At 45.9% G+C, this 1,240-nt stretch carries 2 protein-coding genes; one reads left to right on the top strand and one right to left on the bottom strand.

Going from position 1 to position 1,240, the window contains the following annotated elements:
- The first annotated feature begins 13 nt into the window (after positions 1-13).
- Positions 14-946: a YeiH family protein gene (locus AC4MRV_RS22145; RefSeq protein WP_005425579.1), complete on the top strand. Its 933-nt coding sequence runs from the start codon at positions 14-16 to the stop codon at positions 944-946.
- Here AC4MRV_RS22145 and AC4MRV_RS22140 read toward each other — a convergent pair.
- Positions 932-1,132, bottom strand: a complete 201-nt coding sequence (locus AC4MRV_RS22140) for a hypothetical protein (RefSeq protein ID WP_071235635.1) — start codon at positions 1,130-1,132, stop codon at positions 932-934. The two genes, AC4MRV_RS22145 and AC4MRV_RS22140, sit on opposite strands and share 15 nt — an antisense overlap.
- Between the last annotated feature and the right edge of the window lie 108 nt (positions 1,133-1,240).

Raw genomic sequence — 1,240 nt, 5'->3', positions numbered from 1 at the left:
ACGAACGACACCCTTGAATACAAAGAATATCCCCTTTGGATTGGCACTGCTGTTTTGTTTGACCCCTTTTGTGTCCTCTCCTATTGCGCTTGTGATCGGTTTTCTACTGGCGAGTTTTAGCCTAGTACCAACTGAACTTCCTATTGCCTCTTTTACTAAGAAGCTGCTTTCCTATTCGATCATTGGTTTAGGCTTCGGTATTCACTTTGAGCAGGCTCTCGCCGTCACCTCTGATGGCATAGGTCTTATTATCGCAACCATTCTCGGTACACTGGTGATTGGCATGATGATTGCCAAAATGATTAAGCTAGAGCGTACCACAGCCTACTTAATCGCTTCTGGTACCGCAATTTGTGGCGGTAGCGCAATTGCTGCTGTCGCGCCTGCGATCAAAGCCAAAGATGAACAAATTGGTTTAGCTCTAGCGACCGTTTTTGTACTCAACTCTCTGGCGCTGTTCATTTTCCCTGTTATTGGTCACGCGATCGGCTTGGATCAGCATACGTTCGGAACCTGGGCTGCGATTGCGATTCACGATACGTCTTCCGTTGTGGGCGCAGCATCTGCATACGGTGAAGAAGCACTAACCACGGCAACAACATTGAAGCTTGCTCGCGCACTGTGGATCATTCCTGTCGCGCTGATCAGTGCCGTGATCTTTTCTCGTGGAAACGGAGAGGAAGGTAAAAGTAAGTTAGTCATTCCTTACTTCATTTTCTGGTACTGCGCTGCGATTGCATTCAGCGACTTCTTCCCACAATTTGAAGTGGTGTACCAAGGCATTTTTGCCATTGCTAAGCAAGCCCTTGTGGTGTGTCTATTCTTGATTGGTTGCAGTATTTCAGTATCGAAACTGAAGTCAGCAGGCGCAAAACCGCTGATGTTTGGTGTAACGCTATGGGTACTGATTTCAACAACCTCACTTGGCTGGCTACTTTTCAGCTAAACCTTGATTGATTTTATCTGGCTGAGTTAGCTCTTCTTTTTGTGCGCTTTGGCTTCTGTGTACCAACACTAAAGCAATCGCAACCAGAAAAGCGGTTAACTCGGCTAACGAGCGTGTTAAGCCCTCAGTGCTGACAGCGACGCCGATTTGCAATAACACCGCTGCCGCTAACGCTAATTTGATCATCCTGAACCTTATGCTTTATTCCTTAATCTTTGAGCACGATTATGATTCAGAGTTATAAGGATACGAAATTCCCTTTTCGACTAATTCATTGCGAAATCAACTAAGTTG

It is taken from the genome of Vibrio sp. (assembly GCF_984391705.1).
This window is presented reverse-complemented; position numbering and strand designations above follow the sequence as displayed.

Excerpts from the sequence above, each read along its gene's own strand:
- AC4MRV_RS22140 (WP_071235635.1), bottom strand. The coding sequence starts at position 1,132 with ATGATCAAATTAGCGTTAGCGGCAGCGGTGTTATTGCAAATCGGCGTC.